The organism is Aminobacter sp. GW821-FHT11F06, assembly GCF_058808215.1.
Genome location: NZ_JBXARL010000004.1, coordinates 126,868 through 146,331 on the forward strand (window position 1 = coordinate 126,868; position 19,464 = coordinate 146,331).

19 protein-coding genes are annotated in these 19,464 nt (G+C 63.3%); 8 read left to right on the forward strand and 11 right to left on the reverse strand.

The window, feature by feature from the left end; all coding sequences use genetic code 11:
* Window positions 1-48: 48 nt before the first annotated feature.
* From sucD to mdh, 3 genes are read right to left on the reverse strand one after another with little or no spacing between them, the layout of a single operon-like run.
* The gene (gene sucD / locus AC1RTB_RS12015) at window positions 49-945 is read right to left on the reverse strand and encodes a succinate--CoA ligase subunit alpha (RefSeq protein ID WP_476782446.1); all 897 of its coding nucleotides are present in this window, start codon (window positions 943-945) and stop codon (window positions 49-51) included.
* Between the two features lie 4 nt (window positions 946-949).
* Window positions 950-2,146, reverse strand: coding sequence for an ADP-forming succinate--CoA ligase subunit beta (gene sucC, locus AC1RTB_RS12020; RefSeq protein ID WP_492878791.1), 1,197 nt, complete (start codon window positions 2,144-2,146; stop codon window positions 950-952).
* An 11-nt stretch (window positions 2,147-2,157) separates the two neighbouring features.
* On the reverse strand, window positions 2,158-3,126 hold the full coding sequence (mdh, locus tag AC1RTB_RS12025) for a malate dehydrogenase (RefSeq protein ID WP_492878789.1): 969 nt from the start codon (window positions 3,124-3,126) through the stop codon (window positions 2,158-2,160).
* Window positions 3,127-3,356: 230 nt separating this feature from the next.
* On the opposite strand from mdh, the gene AC1RTB_RS12030 reads away from it, so the two are divergent.
* On the forward strand, window positions 3,357-3,800 hold the full coding sequence (locus AC1RTB_RS12030; protein WP_492879028.1) for a GNAT family N-acetyltransferase: 444 nt from the start codon (window positions 3,357-3,359) through the stop codon (window positions 3,798-3,800).
* A 257-nt stretch (window positions 3,801-4,057) separates the two neighbouring features.
* On the opposite strand, the gene AC1RTB_RS12035 is transcribed toward AC1RTB_RS12030, so the two are convergent.
* Window positions 4,058-4,756, reverse strand: coding sequence for an outer membrane protein (locus AC1RTB_RS12035; protein WP_492878787.1), 699 nt, complete (start codon window positions 4,754-4,756; stop codon window positions 4,058-4,060).
* Window positions 4,757-5,270: 514 nt separating this feature from the next.
* Window positions 5,271-7,961 carry an aconitate hydratase AcnA gene (acnA, locus tag AC1RTB_RS12040; protein WP_492878785.1) on the reverse strand — a complete coding sequence of 897 codons (2,691 nt, stop codon included), beginning with the start codon at window positions 7,959-7,961 and terminating at the stop codon, window positions 5,271-5,273.
* A 284-nt stretch (window positions 7,962-8,245) separates the two neighbouring features.
* On the opposite strand from acnA, the gene ccmA reads away from it, so the two are divergent.
* The 5 genes from ccmA (at window position 8,246) to AC1RTB_RS12065 (ending at window position 11,721) form a co-directional block, all read left to right on the forward strand.
* Entirely contained in the window at window positions 8,246-8,857 is a 612-nt protein-coding gene (gene ccmA, locus AC1RTB_RS12045) for a heme ABC exporter ATP-binding protein CcmA (RefSeq protein WP_492878783.1), read from the forward strand.
* Between the two features lie 246 nt (window positions 8,858-9,103).
* Window positions 9,104-9,769 carry a heme exporter protein CcmB gene (gene ccmB / locus AC1RTB_RS12050; protein ID WP_492878781.1) on the forward strand — a complete coding sequence of 222 codons (666 nt, stop codon included), beginning with the start codon at window positions 9,104-9,106 and terminating at the stop codon, window positions 9,767-9,769.
* 126 nt (window positions 9,770-9,895) lie between these two features.
* Window positions 9,896-10,066 carry a heme exporter protein CcmD gene (ccmD, locus tag AC1RTB_RS12055; protein ID WP_492878779.1) on the forward strand — a complete coding sequence of 57 codons (171 nt, stop codon included), beginning with the start codon at window positions 9,896-9,898 and terminating at the stop codon, window positions 10,064-10,066.
* Complete coding sequence (locus tag AC1RTB_RS12060; RefSeq protein WP_492878777.1) at window positions 10,063-10,641, forward strand: DsbE family thiol:disulfide interchange protein; 579 nt, start codon at window positions 10,063-10,065, stop codon at window positions 10,639-10,641. The genes ccmD and AC1RTB_RS12060 overlap by 4 nt, the downstream gene beginning before the upstream one ends.
* 27 nt (window positions 10,642-10,668) lie before the next feature.
* A complete protein-coding gene (locus AC1RTB_RS12065; protein ID WP_492878775.1) occupies window positions 10,669-11,721 on the forward strand; it encodes a DUF2332 domain-containing protein in 1,053 nt (350 codons plus the stop codon).
* 3 nt (window positions 11,722-11,724) lie between these two features.
* Here AC1RTB_RS12065 and AC1RTB_RS12070 read toward each other — a convergent pair whose 3' ends face one another.
* From AC1RTB_RS12070 to dapF, 5 genes are all read right to left on the reverse strand, one after another.
* Entirely contained in the window at window positions 11,725-11,892 is a 168-nt protein-coding gene (locus AC1RTB_RS12070; protein ID WP_492878773.1) for a hypothetical protein, read from the reverse strand.
* Window positions 11,893-12,112: 220 nt separating this feature from the next.
* Window positions 12,113-12,766, reverse strand: coding sequence for a septation protein A (locus tag AC1RTB_RS12075; protein WP_492878772.1), 654 nt, complete (start codon window positions 12,764-12,766; stop codon window positions 12,113-12,115).
* Window positions 12,767-12,769: 3 nt separating this feature from the next.
* A complete protein-coding gene (gene ftsY / locus AC1RTB_RS12080; protein WP_492878770.1) occupies window positions 12,770-14,530 on the reverse strand; it encodes a signal recognition particle-docking protein FtsY in 1,761 nt (586 codons plus the stop codon).
* Window positions 14,531-14,543: 13 nt separating this feature from the next.
* The gene (gene mtaB / locus AC1RTB_RS12085; RefSeq protein ID WP_492878768.1) at window positions 14,544-15,827 is read right to left on the reverse strand and encodes a tRNA (N(6)-L-threonylcarbamoyladenosine(37)-C(2))-methylthiotransferase MtaB; all 1,284 of its coding nucleotides are present in this window, start codon (window positions 15,825-15,827) and stop codon (window positions 14,544-14,546) included.
* A complete protein-coding gene (dapF, locus tag AC1RTB_RS12090; RefSeq protein WP_492878766.1) occupies window positions 15,827-16,708 on the reverse strand; it encodes a diaminopimelate epimerase in 882 nt (293 codons plus the stop codon). Before dapF ends, mtaB begins: the two co-directional genes overlap by 1 nt.
* Window positions 16,709-16,929: 221 nt before the next feature.
* Between dapF and AC1RTB_RS12095 the strand changes: the two genes are divergently transcribed.
* Entirely contained in the window at window positions 16,930-17,475 is a 546-nt protein-coding gene (locus AC1RTB_RS12095) for a protease inhibitor Inh/omp19 family protein (protein ID WP_492878764.1), read from the forward strand.
* A gap of 38 nt (window positions 17,476-17,513) precedes the next feature.
* Window positions 17,514-18,701, forward strand: coding sequence for a cell division protein ZapE (zapE, locus tag AC1RTB_RS12100; RefSeq protein WP_492878762.1), 1,188 nt, complete (start codon window positions 17,514-17,516; stop codon window positions 18,699-18,701).
* 13 nt (window positions 18,702-18,714) lie between these two features.
* On the opposite strand, the gene AC1RTB_RS12105 is transcribed toward zapE, so the two are convergent.
* Entirely contained in the window at window positions 18,715-19,410 is a 696-nt protein-coding gene (locus AC1RTB_RS12105) for a ceramidase domain-containing protein (RefSeq protein WP_492878761.1), read from the reverse strand.
* Window positions 19,411-19,464 lie beyond the last annotated feature (54 nt).

Sequence of the window (19,464 nt, forward strand, 5' to 3'; positions counted from 1 at the left end):
TCTGGATTCCCTACTGCCTTACTGCCCTACTCCCCTATTCACTTGGCCTTAGCCCTTGATCGCCTCGACCAGCGTGGTGCCGAGACGTGCCGGCGATGGCGACACGCGGATGCCCGCGGCCTCCATGGCCGAAATCTTGTCTTCCGCGCCGCCCTTGCCGCCCGAGATCACAGCACCGGCATGGCCCATGGTGCGGCCTTCCGGTGCGGTGCGCCCGGCGATGAAGCCGGCCATCGGCTTCTTGCGGCCGCGCTTGGCCTCGTCGATGAGGAACTGCGCTGCGTCCTCTTCGGCCGAGCCGCCGATTTCGCCGATCATGATGATCGACTTGGTTTCCTCGTCGGCCAGGAACATCTCGAGCATGTCGATGAATTCCGTGCCCTTGACCGGATCGCCGCCGATGCCGACAGCCGTCGACTGGCCGAGACCGGCATTCGTCGTCTGGAACACCGCCTCATAGGTAAGCGTGCCGGAGCGCGAAACAACGCCCACCGAACCCTTGCGGAAGATGTTGCCCGGCATGATGCCGATCTTGCACTGGTCGGGCGTGACGATACCCGGGCAGTTCGGGCCGATCAGGCGCGAGGTCGAGCGGTCGAGACGCGCCTTGACCTTGATCATGTCCATGACCGGGATGCCTTCGGTGATGCACACGATCAGCGGGATCTCGGCGTCGATCGCCTCGATGATCGCAGCGGCAGCCCCCGCCGGCGGCACGTAGACCACGGACGCGTTGGCGCCGGTCTTTTCCTTGCCTTCGGCAACCGTCGAGAAGATCGGCAGCGGCACGGAACCGTCCCACTTTTCGCCGCCCTTCTTGGGGTGGATGCCGCCGACCATCTTGGTGCCGTGATAGGCCAGCGCCTGCTCGGTGTGGAACGAACCGGTGTTGCCGGTCAGGCCCTGCACCAGGATCTTGGTGTTCTTGTCGATGAGAATGGACATTGGCTCAGTTTCCCTTCACCGCGGCGACGATCTTCTTCGCCGCGTCGTCGAGGTCGTCGGCGGAAACGACGTTCAGCCCACTCTCGTTGATGATCTTCTTGCCAAGCTCCGCATTGGTGCCTTCGAGGCGAACCACCAGCGGAACCTTGAGCCCGACTTCCTTGACGGCCGCGATCACGCCTTCGGCGATGATGTCGCACTTCATGATGCCGCCGAAGATGTTGATCAGGATGCCCTTCACGGCCGGATCGGCGGTGATGATCTTGAACGCCGCCGTCACCTTCTCCTTGGAAGCGCCACCACCAACGTCGAGGAAGTTGGCGGGCTCGGCACCGTAGAGCTTGATGATGTCCATCGTCGCCATGGCGAGACCGGCGCCGTTGACCATGCAGCCGATGTTGCCATCGAGCGCGACATAAGCGAGGTCATACTTCGACGCTTCGATTTCCTTGGCGTCTTCTTCGGTGGTGTCGCGCAGCTCGACCACGTCGGGGTGACGGAACAGCGCGTTGTTGTCGAACGACACCTTGGCGTCGAGCACGCGCAGGCGGCCGTTCTTCATGACGATCAGCGGGTTGACCTCAAGCAGGCTCATGTCCTTTTCGACAAACGCCTTGTAGAGGATCGGAAACAGCGTCTCGCCGTCCTTGGCAGCTTCGCCCGAAAGCTTCAGCGCCGCATTCAGCGCCTTGAGGTCGTCAGCGGTGACGCCCTTTTCGGGATCGATCGCAACGGTGATGATCTTTTCGGGCGTGTCATGGGCAACAGCCTCGATGTCCATGCCGCCTTCGGTCGAAACCACGAAGGCAACGCGGCCGACGGAACGGTCGACAAGGATCGACAGATACAGTTCGCGGTCGATGTCGGCGCCATCTTCGATATAGAGGCGGTTGACCTGCTTGCCGGCCGGGCCAGTCTGCTTGGTCACCAGCGTGTTGCCGAGCATTTCCCTGGAAAAGGCGACAACCTCTTCGATCGACTTGGCGAGACGCACGCCGCCCTTGGCGTCAGCCGGCAGTTCCTTGAACTTGCCCTTGCCGCGGCCACCGGCGTGGATCTGGCTCTTCACGACATAGAGCGGGCCCGGCAGCGCCTTGGCCGCCGCTTCCGCTTCCTCGATCTTGAACACCGGAACGCCGTCAGCGACGGGCGCACCGAACCCCTTCAAGAGCTGCTTGCCCTGATATTCGTGGATGTTCATGCGCTTGATCCTTACTTCGTGGCGAGGTTCGGCGCGATGGCGACGCAGGCTTCGCAAAGGCCCTTCACGGCCTCGACCGACTTTTCGAACATCTTCTGCTCGGCTTTGTTGAAGTCGATCTCGATGATGCGCTCGACGCCACCAGCGCCAATCACCACCGGCACGCCGACATACATGTCCTTGATGCCATACTGGCCCGACAGATACGATGCGCAAGGCAGCACGCGCTTCTTGTCCTTGAGATAGGCTTCAGCCATGGAAATCGCCGAAGATGCCGGAGCGTAATAGGCCGAGCCGGTCTTGAGCAGGCCGACGATCTCGCCGCCACCCTTGCGGGTGCGCTCGACGATCGCGTCGAGCTTTTCCTGGCTGGTCCAGCCCATCTTGATCAGATCCGGCAGCGGAATGCCCGCAACCGTCGAATAACGCACCATCGGCACCATGTCGTCGCCGTGGCCGCCGAGCGTCATGGCGCTGACGTCCTCGACCGAAACCTTGAACTCTTCAGCCAGGAAGTGGCGGAAGCGCGCCGAGTCGAGAACGCCGGCCATGCCGACAACGTGGCTGGAGGGCAGGCCCGAGAACTTCTGCAGCGCCCACACCATGGCGTCGAGCGGGTTGGTGATGCAGATGACGAAGGCCTTGGGGGCATACTTCTTGATGCCGGCGCCAACCTGTTCCATCACCTTGAGGTTGATGCCAAGCAAATCGTCGCGGCTCATGCCGGGCTTGCGCGGTACACCGGCGGTGACGATGCAGACATCAGCACCTTCGATGCCGGCATAGTCGTTGACGCCGGTGAAGCGCGAGTCAAAGCCGTCGACCGGCGAGGACTGGGCGATGTCGAGGCCCTTGCCCTGCGGGGTGCCTTCGGCAATATCGAACAGAACCACGTCGCCGAGGTCTTTGAGACCGATCATGTGGGCGAGCGTGCCGCCAATCATGCCGGAGCCGATGAGGGCTATCTTGTTACGTGCCATGAAGGAATTTCCCTTTGCCTTTAACGACGCCGTGGCGGCGGGGTGGAGTAGGTTTGGGCGAGAGAGGCCGCGAGAATGCAGCCAGAAACAGCGGCTCGCAATAGCTCCGTGACCAAAAAAATTCAACCGATTATTTTGACCTCAACTATTTCAATCGGTTAGAAACAATGGGATTTACGTAAACGTCAAAGTTTTGTGACGACTTTACGAAGAAAGGATGAAGAAGCGTGATGACACCAGTCGAAATCCGCTGGCTTTCTCCCGGCGACGAACACCTGCTCGACAATGTCGCCCACGACGTCTTCGATGAAGCGGTCGATCCTGAAAGGCTCGCGGCTTGCCTTGTTTGCCCTGGCCATCTTCTTTTCGTGGCCCTCGATGATGGCCAGGTTGTGGCACAGGCAGCCGGCATGGTTCACCGCCACCCCGACAAGCCGTCAGAACTCTACATCGATGAAGTCGGCGTCTCCCCCGCCTGGCGACGCCTGGGCATCGCCAGCCGCCTGATGGATGCGCTGTTCGCCACCGGGCGCGAAGCGGGCTGCGAGGAAGCCTGGCTCGGCACCGAACGCGACAACATCCCTGCCCGCGCGCTTTATGCCGCGCGCAAGGAACCAGCCGGCCCGGCGGAAACCTTCGTCATGTATGTCTATGATTTGGGGGATGGCGGCTGACAGGCTGCGCGCTGGCGTGGAGCCACGGCTCTGCAAATTTCATTGCAACCTAGCGGCTTTGTACCCCCCACCCCTTACCCCAAGGGGGAGAGGGGGATGCCCTCGTCACTGTTTTCACCCAAATTTGCAGGCCCAGGCTCAGATGCCCAAAAGTCCCCCTCCCCCTTGTGGGGAGGGGTTAGGGGTGGGGGTATTTGCCTCCGCTCCCAACCAACAAAAACCCAACACAAGGCTGGCGCTACAGAGAAATCGTACCGTCAGAACTTGTAGGCGATGCCGACGCGGACGTCGTTGCTCGTCACGCCGACCTGGCCGGCGGCCAGCCCGTCCGACATGTCGAAATTGCCGAAATCCGTGTAGCGATATTCCGCGCGCCCGACGAGATTGTTGGTGAATGCGTACTCGATGCCCGCGCCGATCGTCCAGCCGACCATCGTGTCGTCGGATTTGGCAGCAATCGTGCCGCCTGCATTGAACCTGGTCGCATCGACACCACCGAAGGCCAGGCCGCCGGCGATATAAGGCAGGAAGCGGTCCATCGCGTAGCCTGCCTTCATGCGCAAGGCGCCGGTCCAGTTGAGCTGATAGTCAACGCCGGCGTCGAACGGGCCGGGAACGCCGTTCAGCGCCGCCTGGCCAAATCCGTCGGCGTTGGTCCAGGCGATATCGCCTTCGACACCGAGCACAACATTGTTGGTGAACTGGTAGTTGTAGCCGGCATAGACGCCGCCGAGCCAGCCATCCATATTGCCATCGGCCGAGACGCCGGGGAGGCCCTGGACTTCAAAAGACCCGTCACCCCAGAGATATCCGGTCTGCACGCCGACATAACCGCCGGTCCAGCTGTAGATCGGCGCCATGGCTACCGGCGCGGGTTCAACAACGGCCAGGTCGGCCGCCGAAGCGATGCCGGAAAGTCCTACCAGGAATGCGGAAGCAAGGAACAAGCGTTTCACGGTTGTACTCCACTTTAGCCCAGTCTAATACATAGCATACCCGCCCGCACTGGACACCCAATCCATCATTTCAGCGGTGTTTTTTCGGCGCCGCCTGTAGCCGCGCGGCAACAGGTTTGGGCGCGGCGGGTGTCGCAATAGGCTGGACCGAGGATAGGTGTCGCATCCCTATTCAAGAACTGGATTGCTGCGATCGGGCTCGCAACCTCCGTCTCATTCCTTCCCACCCCCCTCTGGCCTGCCGGCCATCTCCCCCTCAAGGGGAGATCAGGCCTTCATCTGCGCCCCAGCCAATCACCGACGTTGTACGCTGATTTCCTGCGAATTCGCAGGATGAGCACCGCCGTGGACGCGACTGATCTCCCCACCTGAGGGGGAGATGGCCGGCAGGCCAGAGGGGGGCAACGTAGGGCGCGGGGCGCGCTGTCTCGCTTCTGTCACAAGGGACGCCCCAACAAAAAACCGCCGGAGCTTGCGCACCGGCGGCTTGTTTCACATGAATCGCGCGAAAAACTTACGCGGCGAGGTCGCGCAGGACGTACTGCAGGATGCCGCCGTTCTTGTAGTAGTCGAGCTCGTCGAGCGTATCGATGCGGCACAGGATCGGAACGTCCTTCACCGAACCGTCGGCGAAAGTGATCTTGGCGACCATCTTCTGGCGCGGCTTGATCGTCTCGAGACCCTCGATGGTGACGGTTTCATCACCCTTGAGGCCAAGCGTCTTCCAGGTCGTGCCCTCTTCGAAGGTGAACGGAATCACGCCCATGCCGACAAGGTTCGAGCGGTGGATGCGCTCGAAGGACTGGGCGATGACCGCGCGCACGCCGAGCAGATTGGTGCCCTTGGCAGCCCAGTCGCGCGACGAGCCGTTGCCATATTCGACACCGGCGAAGATGACCAGCGGCACGCCTTCGCTGCGGTACTGCATCGCCGCGTCGTAGATCGGCATCTCTTCCTTCGACGGATAATGGAAGGTGTAGCCACCCTCGCGGCCGTTTTCGCCAAGCATGTGGTTGCGGATGCGGATGTTGGCGAAGGTGCCGCGCATCATCACTTCATGGTTGCCGCGACGCGTGCCGTACTGGTTGAAGTCGGCGACGCCGACACCGTTGTCAGTCAGGTACTTGCCGGCGGGCGAAGCCGCCTTGATCGAACCGGCAGGCGAAATGTGGTCGGTGGTGATCTTGTCGCCGAACAGGCCGAGCACGCGCGCGCCCTCGATCTTGCCGATCTTGGCCGGCTTGGAGCCCATGCCGACGAAGTAAGGCGGGTTCTGCACATAGGTCGACTTGTCGTCCCACGCGTAGGTCTGGCCTTCCGGCGCCTTGACGTTCTGCCAGTTCTCGTCGCCCTTGAAGACGTCGGCATATTTGCGGGCAAACAGCTCGCGGGTGACGTTTTCGGCGATGAACCGGTCGATCTCGACATTGGTCGGCCAGATATCCCTCAGGAACACCGGATTGCCGTCGCGATCCTCACCGAGCGGCTCGGTGGTCAGGTCCTTGGTGACCGAACCGGCGAGCGCATAGGCAACCACCAGCGGCGGCGAGGCGAGATAGTTCGCCTGCACGTCGGGCGAGACGCGGCCTTCGAAGTTGCGGTTGCCCGAAAGCACGGCCGCGCCGATCAGGCCCTTGTCGTTGATCGTCTTGGAGATCGGCGCCGGCAGCGGGCCGGAATTGCCGATGCAGGTCGTGCAGCCGAAGCCGACGAGGTTGAAGCCGATCTGGTCGAGCTCCTTCTGCAGGCCGGCCTTTTCCAGATACTCGGCGACGACCTGCGAACCAGGTGCCAGCGAGGTCTTGACCCAAGGCTTCTGCTTGAGGCCGAGACGGTTGGCGTTGCGGGCGAGCAGGCCGGCACCAATCAGCACGCTCGGGTTCGAGGTGTTGGTGCAGGACGTGATCGCGGCGATCACCACGTCGCCATGGCCGAGGTCGAAGTCCGCGCCTTCGACGGCGTAGCGCTTCGACTGGTCGACGGTCTTCTTGTATTCGGCTTCAAGCGCGGTGGCAAAGCCCGCGGCGATGCCTTCGAGCGGGATGCGGCCTTCGGGACGCTTCGGACCGGCCATCGAGGGAACGACGGTTTCGAGGTCGAGCTCGAGCAGGTCAGTGAAGACGGGATCGGCCGAGCCGGTGTCGCGCCACATGCCTTGCGCCTTGGAATATTCCTCGACGAGCGCGATGCGGTTTTCAGCGCGGCCCGACATGTTGAGGTAGCGGATGGTCTCGGAATCGACCGGGAAGAAGCCGCAGGTCGCGCCATATTCGGGCGCCATGTTGCCGATGGTGGCGCGATCGGCCAGCGTCATGTTGGACAGGCCCGGGCCGAAGAACTCGACGAACTTGCCGACGACGCCCTTCTTGCGCAGCATCTGGGTGACGGTCAGCACGAGATCGGTCGCGGTGACGCCTTCCTTCAGCTTGCCGGTCAGGCGGAATCCGATGACTTCGGGCAAAAGCATGGAGACCGGCTGGCCAAGCATCGCAGCCTCTGCCTCGATGCCGCCGACGCCCCAGCCCAGAACGCCAAGGCCGTTGACCATGGTGGTGTGCGAGTCGGTGCCGACGCAGGTGTCGGGATAAGCGGTGATTTCGCCGTCCTCGGTGTTCGTCCAGACGGTCTGGGCGAGGTATTCGAGGTTGACCTGGTGGCAGATGCCGGTGCCGGGCGGCACGACGCGGAAGTTGCGGAACGCCTGCTGGCCCCACTTCAGGAACTTGTAGCGCTCTTCGTTGCGCTCATATTCGAGCTCGACGTTGCGGGCAAAGGCGAGCGGCGTGCCGAATTCGTCGACGATGACCGAGTGGTCGATGACCAGGTCGACAGGCACCAGCGGGTTGATCTTCTGCGGGTCGCCGCCGAGCGCGGCAAGGCCGTCACGCATGGCGGCCAGATCGACGACGGCGGGAACGCCGGTGAAATCCTGCATCAGAACGCGGGCCGGACGATACGCGATCTCGACGCCGGCGGTGCCCTTGTCGGTCAGCCAGCCGGCAACAGCCTGGATGGCTTCCTTGGTGACGGTGCGGCCGTCTTCGTTGCGCAGAAGGTTTTCGAGCAGCACCTTCATCGAATAAGGCAGCTGCGAAATGCCGGTCAGGCCGTTCTTCTCGGCCTCGATGAGGCTGTAATAGACATAGTCGGTGCCAGCAGCGGTAAGGGTGCGGCGGCAATTAAAACTGTCGAGTGATTTGGACACGTGCGATCCATCCTTGTCTGTTCAGCCTACGCGGGAACGGACTCCGATGGCATGCAATCACGCGCAAAGGTGCGGGTACGGCCATTTCCGCTGTCCGGTCCCAAGCAACCCGAGCCGTTCAAGGCGGCGCGTGCGCTGGTTCGGCGCAAATTCTGTTTCCATGCCGACCGCTGGCATGGTCGAGTGGCATATAGAGAATTTATTGGAATAGTTCTAGACCGAGATTCGCCTATTTTGCCGCAACGCAAAGTGACGGCGACAAGACTTTCGGCGATGGGGAACAGATGCGGCTGATCGCCGAAAATCTAAGCGGAGAACGTGGCGGCGAGGCAGTATTTGCCGGTATCGGCTTTTCGCTCGAGGATGGTGCCGCCCTTGTCGTCACCGGTCCCAACGGCTCGGGCAAGTCGACGCTGCTGCGCGTCATCGCCGGTCTGTTGCCGCATGTATCAGGGCGAATCGCTGTCGAGGGCGGCGGCGAGGAGTTTTCGACGGTTGCCGCAGCCTGCCACTATCTCGGCCATCAGAACGCGATGAAGGCTGCCCTCACCGTCACTGAGAACCTGGAATTCTGGCAGAGCTTTGCCGGCAACGGAAAGCTCGGCATCTCAGATGCGCTCGAAGAGGTCGGGCTTGGCGGCCTCGGCCACCTGCCCTTCGGCTATCTCTCGACCGGCCAGAAGCGCCGCGCCGCGATCGCCAAGCTGTTGATCAGCCACCGCCCGGTCTGGCTGCTCGACGAACCCACAGCCGGCCTCGACAAGGCCTCGGAAGCGCAATTCGCCGAGCTGATGAAGGCGCATTGCGCGTCAGGCGGCATCATCATCGCCGCGACGCATCTGCCACTGGGACTGAGTGGGACAAAGACGTTGGAGATGGGGCGGATGCATGTTTAGCGCCATATTCAGCTCGCCTCAGCGATCCTTCGCGCCCCCCTCTGTCCTGCCGGACATCTCCCCCACAAGGGGGGAGATCACGCCTTCATCAAGGCGTTCGCAAATTTCCGGCGTCTCAGGACGAGTGAAGCGGGCCAAGCTGCCAATCTCCCCCCTCGTGGGGGAGATGTCCGGCAGGACAGAGGGGGGCAACGTAGAGCTCTCGCTATCCTCGAAAGATCTATTGGAGATCGCTGGAGGGCATTCATGCTAGCCCTCTACCTCCGCGACCTGCGCATAGGAATCCGCTCCGGCGGCGGGGCGCTGACGGGGGTGCTGTTTTTCCTCGCCGTCATTGTCACCATCCCCTTCGGCGTCGGCCCCGACCTCAATCTGCTCGCCCGCATCGGCCCGGCGATCCTGTGGATCGGCGCCCTGCTCGCCAGCCTGCTTGGCCTCGACCGGCTGTTTCAGGCCGACCGCGAGGACGGCTCGCTCGACCTGCTGGTGCTCAACGCCGACCGCCACATGCTGGCGCTGACTGTGTTCGTCAAATGCCTGGCACACTGGTCGGCGAGTGTGCTGCCGCTGGTCATCGCCGCCCCGCTGCTCGGGCTGTTCATGAACATGTCGCCGCTCGGCATCGCTGCGGCCGCGCTCACGCTGCTCGTCGGTACGCCGGCCATCGTCTTCATTGGTGCGGCCGGTGCGGCTGTCACAGTCGCCCTGCCCCGTGGCGGCCTGCTGATTTCGGTACTAGTGCTGCCGCTGGTCATCCCGGTGCTGATCTTTGGCGTGACCGCCGCCTACGGTGCGGTCAACGATCCCGACCCGTTCGCCCCGCCTTTCATGATCCTGTGCGCGCTGACCATGTTTTTGGCCGTCATCGGACCGCTGGCGGCGGCGGTTGCGCTGCGCTCGGGCACCGACTGATCACGATCGCTTCAACGATTACGGTGCGGCGCGGCGTCCGATTGCCTAGCGGCACACCCACGGCTAAGTGAAGGACATGCTCGGAAACAGCGACATGATGGATTTTTGCCAGCAGACAGGTGCCCAATGAGTGCGCACGCTCTTTATGTCGCTGCTGCCTATGGCGTCTCGGCAGTTGCCATCGCCGGGTTGATCATCTGGATCCTCGCCGACCAGCGCGCCCGCAAGCGCGAAATGGCCGAGATCGAGGCGGCCGGCCTCCGCCGCCGCTCCGACCGCAGTGGAAAACAGGTATGAGCACCGAAACCGAAAAGCCTGTGCGTCCGCGCAAACTTGTCGTGCTGCTGCCGCTGCTGCTGTTTCTGGCACTCGCCGGCGTTTTCCTGATGCAGCTCCTGTCCGGTCGCGACCTGACGGTGGTGCCCTCGGCCCTGATCGGACACATGGCACCCAAGACCGAATTGCCGCCGCTCGAAGGGATTTCGCTTCCTGGCCTGAACTCGGCTGAATTCATCGGCAAGGTGACGCTGGTCAATGTCTGGGCGTCGTGGTGCGTACCTTGCCGCGAAGAGCATCCTGTCATCGTCGGCCTGTCCAAGGACGAACGCCTGACCATTGTGGGGCTGAACTACAAGGACAAGGCGGAGAACGCGCGCCGCTTTCTTGGCGACCTCGGCAATCCGTTCGACGCCGTTGGCGTCGACCCCAACGGCCGCGCTGCGATCGACTGGGGCGTATACGGGATTCCGGAGACATTCCTCGTCGGCAAGGATGGCAAGATCGCGTTCAAGCATGTCGGGCCGCTGTCGCCCGAAGCGGTCACGACCACGCTGATGCCCGAAATCGAAAAGGCGGCAGCCGCTTCCCAATAAGCGGCGGCACGGGTTAGGCTCGCCGCCATGTCCGACAGCGATCTCCGCCGCATCCGCGCCCATTTCCACAATCAGGCCGATGCCTGCGACCAGCTCGGTTCGCCCTTCACGGCGCGATTGGCCCGGGTGCTGGCGAAGGTTCTCGACGATCAAAGCGCGGTCGGGCGCAAGGTGCTTCGCTGGGCCGGCGATCCGCGCGCCGATGCGCTGGCATTGAGACTGACCGGTGGGCTGCACGCTCTGGTGCTGTCTGGCGCCGACGCCGAGCTGGCAAAAATCTATCCGCCCGAAACAGCCGATGATCTGGCCATCGCGTCGACCCTAGCAAGCGCCCTCGCACGCAACGAGGCTCACCTGCTTGCCATGCTCGACAGCGCACCGCAGACAAACGAGATCGCCCGTTCTGCTATGCTGCTGCCGGGGTTTCTGGCGATCGCCGGGGAAAGCGGCCTGCCGCTGGAACTGACCGAGATCGGTGCGAGTGCCGGGCTCAACCTGCTCTTCGACCGGTTTCACTATCGTTATGGGGAAAGGGACTGGGGCGATGCGGGCTCGCCGGTCCAGCTGGCGCCTGACATACGCGGCTCAGCACCGCCGCTTGCAGGCGAACTACAGGTCGTCAGCCGCGCAGGCTGCGATATTGCCCCGATCCGCATCTCGGACTCGGCGCAAAGGCTCAGGCTTCGAGCCTATGTCTGGGCCGACCAGACATTGCGGCTTGAGCGGCTCGATGCCGCGATCAGCCTCGCCGAGCAGGCCCCGCCAATATTGGTGAAGAAAGGTGCCGCAGAATTTCTGGAGCAGCGGCTGTCAGCACGAAAGCCGGATACGGCCTTCGTGCTGTTCCACTCGATCATGTGGCAATACATGCCGGAAATGACGCGAGCGACAATCTTGGAGCTTCTGGAGTCGACTGGAGAGGCGACGACGATACGGTCGCCGCTCTACTGGCTCAGGATGGAACCGCTTGCGGCGGGCGATCCGTATGCCACGCTCAGCCTGACATCATGGCCGGGCGGCACAACAAGAGCGCTCGCCCGCTGCGACTATCACGGCCGCTGGATCGAGTGGCTGGGCTGAAGCTCAGCCGTAAACCTGCTTGTAGGCCTGGAACAGCATCTCGCTGCGGTCGGCGCGCATGTCGGCCAGGTCACGGCCAGAAAAGCCGTCGATCTCGGCGACGAGGCGCTTGTACTGCTTGCGCTTGGAAGCGCTTTCGCGGGCACGGGTCAGAAGGCTGTCAAAAAACATTGTTCGTTCCTTTCATCATGCCGCTTTTCGCGGCGCGATATGACCTCCCTAATCAATCTGAAGATGACATAGGAACTGCTGCGCTGCAAAATAAGATGCTGCAATGCAGCAATGCGTGACGCGCATAACGGGTTAATGCAGTCTCAACATATCGGTATGGGTAGCCCTTGCGGCTGGCTACCCATGGTCCTGCTGGCGAATTCGTCGAGCGATCGACCGTCTATTTCGAAGAATGCTCGTCGAGCGAATGGCGCATGATCAGCGGCATCTGGCTGAAGGTGAATAGAAGGGTGATCGGCATGATGCCCCACACCTTGAACGCCACCCAGGCGTCGGTCGAAAACGAACGCCAGACCACCTCGTTGACCACGGCGAGGAACAGGAAGAACAGGCCCCAGCGAAAGGTCAGCTTGCGCCAGCCCTCGGCATCGAGCCGGAAGGCGGAGGCAAAGACATAGCCGAGCAGCGACTTGCCGAAAAACAGGCCGCCGAGCAGGATCGCGCCGAACAGCGTGTTGACGATTGTCGGCTTCATCTTGATGAAAACGTCGTCCTGCAGATAGAGCGTCAGCGCGCCGAAGACGAAGACGACGACGCCCGAGACCAGCGGCATGATCGGCAGCGAACGGGTGAGCAGCCACGAGGCGATCAGCGCAATCGCCGTTGCCGCCATGAACAGGCCGGTGGCGATGAAGATCGGCCCGCCCAGCTCGGCCAGCGTCGGGAAATGCGACGCCAGCCATTCACCGCGCGCATTGGCGAAGAAGAAAACGACGAGCGGCCCGAGCTCCAGCACCAGCTTGAGGATCGGGCTGACTTCCTCTTTCTTGGTCGTCGGGTCCGAAGGGTCGCGTTCGAGGATCGGTGCATTCATAGTTCAGGCGACTCCTGCGATCGCCTTGGCGAAATCGCTTGCCGAAAAGGGTTCGAGATCGTCGACCTGTTCGCCGACGCCGATGAAATAGACCGGCAGTTTATGTTTGGCGGCGATTGCGACCAAAATACCGCCGCGCGCCGTGCCGTCGAGTTTTGTCATCACCAGGCCGTTCACGCCTGCGATATTGCGGAAGATCTCGACCTGGTTGAGCGCGTTCTGGCCGGTTGTGGCATCGACAGTCTGCAGCACAGTATGCGGTGCCTCGGGGTCGAGCTTGCCGAGCACACGCACGATCTTTTCGAGCTCGGCCATCAGCTCGGTCTTGTTTTGCAGCCGGCCTGCGGTGTCGATGATCAAGACGTCCGAGCCGGCCTCCTTGGCTTTCTCGAACGCGTCATAGGCAAGGCCTGCGGCGTCCGCACCGAGCTTGGAGGCGATGACAGGCGACTTCGTCCGTTCGCCCCAGATCTTCAGCTGTTCGATGGCGGCGGCGCGGAAGGTGTCGCCGGCAGCCAGCATCACCGACAACCCGCCTTCGGTCAATTTTGCCGCAAGTTTGCCGATGGTCGTGGTCTTGCCGGTGCCGTTGACGCCGACGACAAGGATGACATGCGGCTTGTGCGACAGGTCGAGCTCCAGCGGCAGCGCCACATGCGTCAGGACCTTTTCGATCTCGACGGCCATGATCGAGCGGACCTCGTGATCGGACACGTCCTTGCCGTAGCGGCTGGCGGCAAGCGCGTCGGTGACGCGAAGGGCCGTCTCGACGCCGAGATCGGCGCGGATCAGCACATCTTCGAGGTCCTGCAGCGTGTCTTCGTCGAGCTTTCGCTTGGTGAAGATGCCAGCGATGTTGCCCGACAGTTCCTTTGACGAGCGCGACAGGCCCTGGCGCAGGCGCTGGAACCAGCTGACCCTGGGCGTCGGCGCTGCAGCCTCGACGATCTCGGCCTTCTGCTCGACCTTTTTGCTGACAGTGACCTTGCCGGCTGCGGGCTTTGGGGCCGCAGGTGCAGGCTCGACCAGCGCGATCTCCTCTCCCCCCTCGAGGGGGAGATGGTCCGAAGGGCCAGAGGGGGTCGTCTCGGCAGTGCTCGGCACTTCCTGCGCAGCCGCCGCACCTGACGATTCGGCGACCCCACCCGGCCGCTGCGCGGCCACCCTCCCCTCAAGGGGGAGGGGAATCGCAGGCGCAAGCTCCACAGCTTCGACGGCCGGTTCCGGATTTTCAGGCGCGACCGGCTCGATTTCAGGCGCGCGCATCGTCGGCGGCGTCTCGGACGGCCCGGGCTGGGACGGAATTTCTTCAGGTTGATCCGGTTCGACCGGCTCGGCCGGCGGAACCGGGATTTCCACCGGAAGCGGCTCGGGCTCGACCGGGGTCGGCTCCGGGACCGGCGGCTCAGCAGGCTTTTCGGGTGCAGGCTCCGGCACTTCAGGCGCAGGCGCAGGTTCATCCGGCGCGACCTCTTCTCCCCCCTTGAGGGGGAGATGGTCCGAAGGACCAGAGGGGGTCGTCTCGGCAGTGCTCGGCGCTGGCTGAGCGACTTCGTCCAGTGTGGCGTCCGACGACCCGGCGACCCCACCCCGATCGACTTCGTCGATCGCCCCTCCCCTCAAGGGGGAGGGAGACTCGAGCGCAGGCTTCAACGCCTCAAGCGCGTCGAAATTCAGCGGCGGCAGGACCTCGTCCTCGGCCGGCTGCTCTGGAGCTTCCTTCTTGCCGAAGGAAAAGACTTTCTTGATGAACCCGAATGCCATGCGGTCGCTTTCGTCAGGCCGCGCGTGCGGCGGCCGGTGCCGCTGTGAGCCGCTCGCCGTCATGTCCGGCGATGTCGACTTCCATGATTTCGCCTGGTGTCCCGCGATCGAGCGCAACCAGCGTAAAACCTTCCGTGCGGCCAAGCCCTTCGCGCTCGACAAGCACCTGTTGGCGTGAGCCCTTGAGCGCATCGAGATGGCGCTGATAGGCAGCTTCGCCGGCGGCGCGCAGCCGTGCTGCCCGCTTCTTGACGATCTCGCGCCGGACCTGCGGCATGCGCGCGGCCGGCGTGCCCTCGCGCGGGCTAAACGGGAAGACGTGGAGATGGGTCAGCCCGCACTCCTCGACGATCCGCATCGAATTTTCGAACATCTCGTCGGTTTCGGTCGGAAAGCCGGCGATGATGTCGGCGCCGAAGACGATGTCGGGGCGCAGCTTGCGCACGTCATGGCAGAACTGGATCGACTGGTCGCGCAGATGGCGGCGCTTCATGCGCTTCAGGATCATGTCGTCGCCCGACTGCAACGACAGATGCAGATGCGGCATCAGCCGGTTTTCGGTGGCGATGGCTTCGAGCAGGTCTTCGTCGGCCTCGATCGAATCGATGGAGGAAAGCCGCAGGCGCCTGACATCAGGCACCTGGCGCAGGATCGTCTTGACCAGTCTGCCCAGGCGCGGGGTACCCGGCAGGTCGGCACCGTAGCTGGTCATGTCGACGCCCGACAGCACCACTTCGGCATAACCATTGCCGGCGAGCCGCTTGATCTGCTCGACAACGGCCCCCATCGGCACCGAGCGCGAATTGCCCCGGCCGTAAGGAATGATGCAGAAGGTGCAGCGATGGTCGCAGCCATTCTGGACCTGCACGAAAGCGCGCGCCCGGCCCTCGATGGCGTCGACCATGTGGCCAGCGGTCTCGCGCACGGAAAAAATGTCGTTGACGCGGGCCTTTTCAGAATCGTTGACGCCGAAATCGGGCAGCGCCCGGTAATTGTGCGCCTTGAGCTTTTCCTCATTGCCGAGCACGAGGTCGACTTCGGCCATGTCGGCGAAGGCGGCCGGGTCGGTCTGGGCGGCGCAACCGGTGACGATGATCCGCGCCTCGGGGTTTTCCCGGCGCGCCTTGCGGATCGACTGCTTGGCCTGGCGCACGGCTTCGCTGGTCACCGCGCAGGTGTTGAAGATGACGGCCCCGCCCTTGAGCTCGTCGAGGCCCGCAGCCTTGGCCTCGCGGCGCATCACCTCGGATTCATAGGTGTTCAGCCGGCAGCCGAAAGTGACAACATCGACAGCCATCAGGCAACGTCCTGCTGGTCGCGGGTCCAGCCACCGCTGGCCGGATCGAAGTGGCCGGAAAATTCCCACTCGGCCGGGCCGGTCATGACGACATGATCATCAGCGCGCCAGTCGATGTGCAGCGGCCCGCCGGGCACGGTGACGGTGACGCTGCGGCCGGTCCGCTTGGTGCGGGCGGCACTGACAGCGGCGGCACAGGCGGCGGTGCCGCAAGCACGGGTGAGACCGGCACCACGCTCCCAGGTGCGCAGGATGATCGTCTCGCGCGAGGTCACCTGGGCGATCGAGATGTTGGCGCGCTCGGGGAAGATCGGATGGTTTTCGAGCAGCGGGCCGAAGCGGCCGAGATCATAGGACCACACATCCTGGTCGACCCAGAAGATGGCATGCGGGTTGCCCATCGAGGCGACCGAAGGCGAATGCAGCACCGGCGCGTCGATCGGGCCGATCTGTAATTCGATCATGCGGGTGTCGCGGAACTCCTCGGCCAGCGGAATGTCCTGCCAGCCAAAGCGCGGCACGCCCATGTCGACGGAGATCGTGCCGTCCTCATGCTCTTCGGCATTGAGAATGCCGGCGATTGTCTCGAAGGTGAACAGCTTCTGGCCGGTCTCTGCGGCCAGCGCCTGGACGACGCAGCGCATGCCGTTGCCGCAGGCCTGCGCCATGGAGCCGTCGGAATTGATGATCTCGATATAGTTGGCGGTACCGGGCGTGCGCGGGTCGTGGATCGCCATGATCTGGTCGAACTTGGTCGCCGCATCGGCGTTCAGCGCAACCGCAGCCGCAGGCGTGACACGGTCCGCGCGACCGCGCATGTCGGCAACGATGATCTCGTTGCCGAGCCCGTTCATCTTGGCGAATGGGGCCATATTGGCCATGGTGGAAATTTCTCGCGGCTGTTTGGCGCCTATATGGCGGAAACATCGCCGAATTACCAGTCTTGGCGGGCCGGGCCAAGACTTGCGACAATTTTGCAACAAATTCTGACGCAAACCCTATTTTAACCATATGCGGTTGAAATTGTGCCAACTTCGCCGCTTTACAGGCGAACTGTCGACGCGCGGGGGCGCCCCCAGAACTGCCCCACGGAGGGAATGCAATGGCTTTTTCGAAAACCGGCCTGCTGGCCGCATCGCTGGTGGCGCTTTTGGCGGCTGCCGGCTGTAACAGCACGCGCCTTTCCTCGATGGACACCCAGCCGGCCCCGCTGCCCGCGGCGCCCGCAGGCACGGTGACCAGCGGCCAGTTGCCGCCACCCGCAGCACCCGGTGCCGCCGGCGCATCGCAATTCCCGTCAGCCCCGCAGCAGCAGACCCAGGTCGCTGCCCTGCCCGCCGACGGTGGTGCCGCCGCTGCCAACGCGCCCGACCTGACCGCCACCTCCGTGGCAGGCGTGTGGAGCGCTTCGGTTTCGGGCCAGAGCTGCAAGGTGGCGACGCCGCAGACCAAGTTCGGCCAAGGCTTCCGCGCTGGCCCGCTGCGCTGCCCGGCCCCGATCGACGGCGTCAAGTCGTGGAACGTCGCCGGCAAGCAGCTGACGCTTTACGATGAAGGCGGCGCGTCGCTGGCCAGGCTCTATTCCTCGGGTGAAGGCCGCTTCGACGGCCAGACCTCGAACGGCCTGCCGATCTCACTCCACCGCTAATATAAAGGCGGGTCTTCGAATTCGTGCCAGAGTGACCCATGCATCTGCGTGACGGCCTACAGACCCATGTGACCGTCAGGCAGCGCTATGACCATCTGGTCGAGTTGGGCAGCGTCCGCCGCGATCCCGCACAACTTACGATCGTTGCGGCACTCGACCGGCTGATCGACGAGATTTCCGAAAAAAGGCTGGCGCGCAAGTCGAGCGCGCTGGGCTGGCTGTTTGCCAAGCGCAAACCGCAGCATGTGCCGGTCAAGGGCCTCTACGTCCATGGCGGCGTCGGCCGCGGCAAGACAATGCTGATGGACATGTTCTTCGAGCTCGTGCCGGTCAAGCACAAGCGCCGCGTCCATTTCAACGACTTCATGGCCGATGTGCACGACCGCATCCAAAAGCAGCGCGCGGCACGCAAGAACGGCACCTCGCGCGACGACGATCCGATCCCGCCAGTGGCCGCTGCCCTTGCCGAAGAGGCCTGGGTGTTGTGCTTCGATGAGTTCTCGGTCACCGACATCGCCGATGCGATGATCCTGTCCAGGCTGTTTTCCCAGCTGTTTTCGCTCGGCGTGGTGCTTGTCGCCACCTCCAACGTGGCACCCCACGATCTCTACCGCGACGGCCTCAACCGCCAGCTGTTTTTGCCATTCATCGGCATGCTCGAACAGAACACCGTGGTGCTCAACCTCGACGCCGACACCGACTACCGGCTGGAAAAGCTCGACCGCGTGCCGGTCTACCTGACCCCGCTGGGCGAAGCTGCCGACCTGGCGATGGACAGGGCCTGGGCAAAGGTGACCCACGGCATTGCCGCCGAGCCGGCCATCGTCGCGGTCAAGGGGCGCAAGGTGCATGTGCCCGCGGCTGTCGATGGATGCGCGCGCTTTTCCTTCGCCGACCTGTGCGAAAAGCCGCTCGCGGCGCGCGATTATCTGGCGATCACGGCGAAATATCCGACCGTTTTCGTCGACCACGTGCCTGTCTTGGCCGAAGCCAACCGCAACGAGGCCAAGCGTTTCATCCTGCTGATCGACACGCTCTATGACCAGCATGCGCGGCTGGTGCTGAGTGCTGCGGCAACGCCCGACAAGCTTTATGCCGGCAAGCGCGGCCACGAGGCGTTCGAGTTCGACCGGACCTCGTCGCGCCTGATCGAGATGCAGGGAGCCGAATGGCTCGATGCCTGGGCCGAGAAGCATTCGAAGCCGGCAACGTCGCTGGCCGGATAAAACCGGCCCGCCGTCAGGCGCGGACCGTTTGCACGCCCGCCGGCCCTGTTCGCGGCGCCCCATAACGCGTGGTCGCGGCCAGCAGCACGCCCAGCATCAGCCCATCGAACACATGCCACATGAAATGCGTGCCGATCGGCAAGGCCTCGCAGACAAGCGGGTCCATCACCCGGCAAGCGACAGCACCGAGAAAAATCGCGGCAGCCGCAATGTTGTACCAGCCGGCCGGACTGCCCCTGGCGATGACCACGCAGCCAAAGAAGATCAGCGCCAGGAACGGCGGCAGGTAGCCGGTGGTGCCATTGGAGGCCGCGCGCAACCAGTCCGGCACCATGAAGGTGACAAAGCCGACCGCGATGTAGAAGCCGAAGAAAATCGCAAGCGCCTTGGGCCACGCCATGCCGGCGAAGCGGCGCAGGTTGAACAACGAATAGGCAAGCGTGAAGCCGGCGATCGGCAGGATGTCGCCCCATTTTGTGGCTTCGGTGGCGAAGGTGTGAAACAGCGTCGAGCCGACGCCGATGGCCACCACCCACCAGCCCAGCACCTCGGCGAAGACACCGGCCTTGCGCCGCCGCGCCTCATAGACGCCCCACAGACCGGCTGCGAAAAAGGCGAGATTGCTCAAGGCGTTGAGCGGCTCGGCCCAGAGGCCGACATCGGTGCGCTCGCAATAAAGGTCGAGATGTTGGCTGAACTGTTCCAGCATCGCAGCTTTCCCCTCTCCGGTTTTCGGATTCTAACGCTATTGGAGCATTTTCGA

Coding starts and splice junctions, on each gene's coding strand:
- mdh (WP_492878789.1), bottom strand. CDS start 3,126: ATGGCACGTAACAAGATAGCCCTCATCGGCTCCGGCATGATTGGCGGC.
- mtaB (WP_492878768.1), bottom strand. CDS start 15,827: ATGGCTGTCGATGTTGTCACTTTCGGCTGCCGGCTGAACACCTATGAA.
- AC1RTB_RS12060 (WP_492878777.1), top strand. CDS start 10,063: ATGAGCACCGAAACCGAAAAGCCTGTGCGTCCGCGCAAACTTGTCGTG.
- sucD (WP_476782446.1), bottom strand. CDS start 945: ATGTCCATTCTCATCGACAAGAACACCAAGATCCTGGTGCAGGGCCTG.
- zapE (WP_492878762.1), top strand. CDS start 17,514: ATGCATCTGCGTGACGGCCTACAGACCCATGTGACCGTCAGGCAGCGC.
- AC1RTB_RS12070 (WP_492878773.1), bottom strand. CDS start 11,892: ATGTTTTTTGACAGCCTTCTGACCCGTGCCCGCGAAAGCGCTTCCAAG.
- ccmB (WP_492878781.1), top strand. CDS start 9,104: ATGCTAGCCCTCTACCTCCGCGACCTGCGCATAGGAATCCGCTCCGGC.
- ccmD (WP_492878779.1), top strand. CDS start 9,896: ATGAGTGCGCACGCTCTTTATGTCGCTGCTGCCTATGGCGTCTCGGCA.
- dapF (WP_492878766.1), bottom strand. CDS start 16,708: ATGGCCAATATGGCCCCATTCGCCAAGATGAACGGGCTCGGCAACGAG.
- ccmA (WP_492878783.1), top strand. CDS start 8,246: ATGCGGCTGATCGCCGAAAATCTAAGCGGAGAACGTGGCGGCGAGGCA.
- AC1RTB_RS12075 (WP_492878772.1), bottom strand. CDS start 12,766: ATGAATGCACCGATCCTCGAACGCGACCCTTCGGACCCGACGACCAAG.
- sucC (WP_492878791.1), bottom strand. CDS start 2,146: ATGAACATCCACGAATATCAGGGCAAGCAGCTCTTGAAGGGGTTCGGT.
- AC1RTB_RS12105 (WP_492878761.1), bottom strand. CDS start 19,410: ATGCTGGAACAGTTCAGCCAACATCTCGACCTTTATTGCGAGCGCACC.
- AC1RTB_RS12030 (WP_492879028.1), top strand. CDS start 3,357: ATGACACCAGTCGAAATCCGCTGGCTTTCTCCCGGCGACGAACACCTG.
- ftsY (WP_492878770.1), bottom strand. CDS start 14,530: ATGGCATTCGGGTTCATCAAGAAAGTCTTTTCCTTCGGCAAGAAGGAA.
- AC1RTB_RS12065 (WP_492878775.1), top strand. CDS start 10,669: ATGTCCGACAGCGATCTCCGCCGCATCCGCGCCCATTTCCACAATCAG.
- AC1RTB_RS12095 (WP_492878764.1), top strand. CDS start 16,930: ATGGCTTTTTCGAAAACCGGCCTGCTGGCCGCATCGCTGGTGGCGCTT.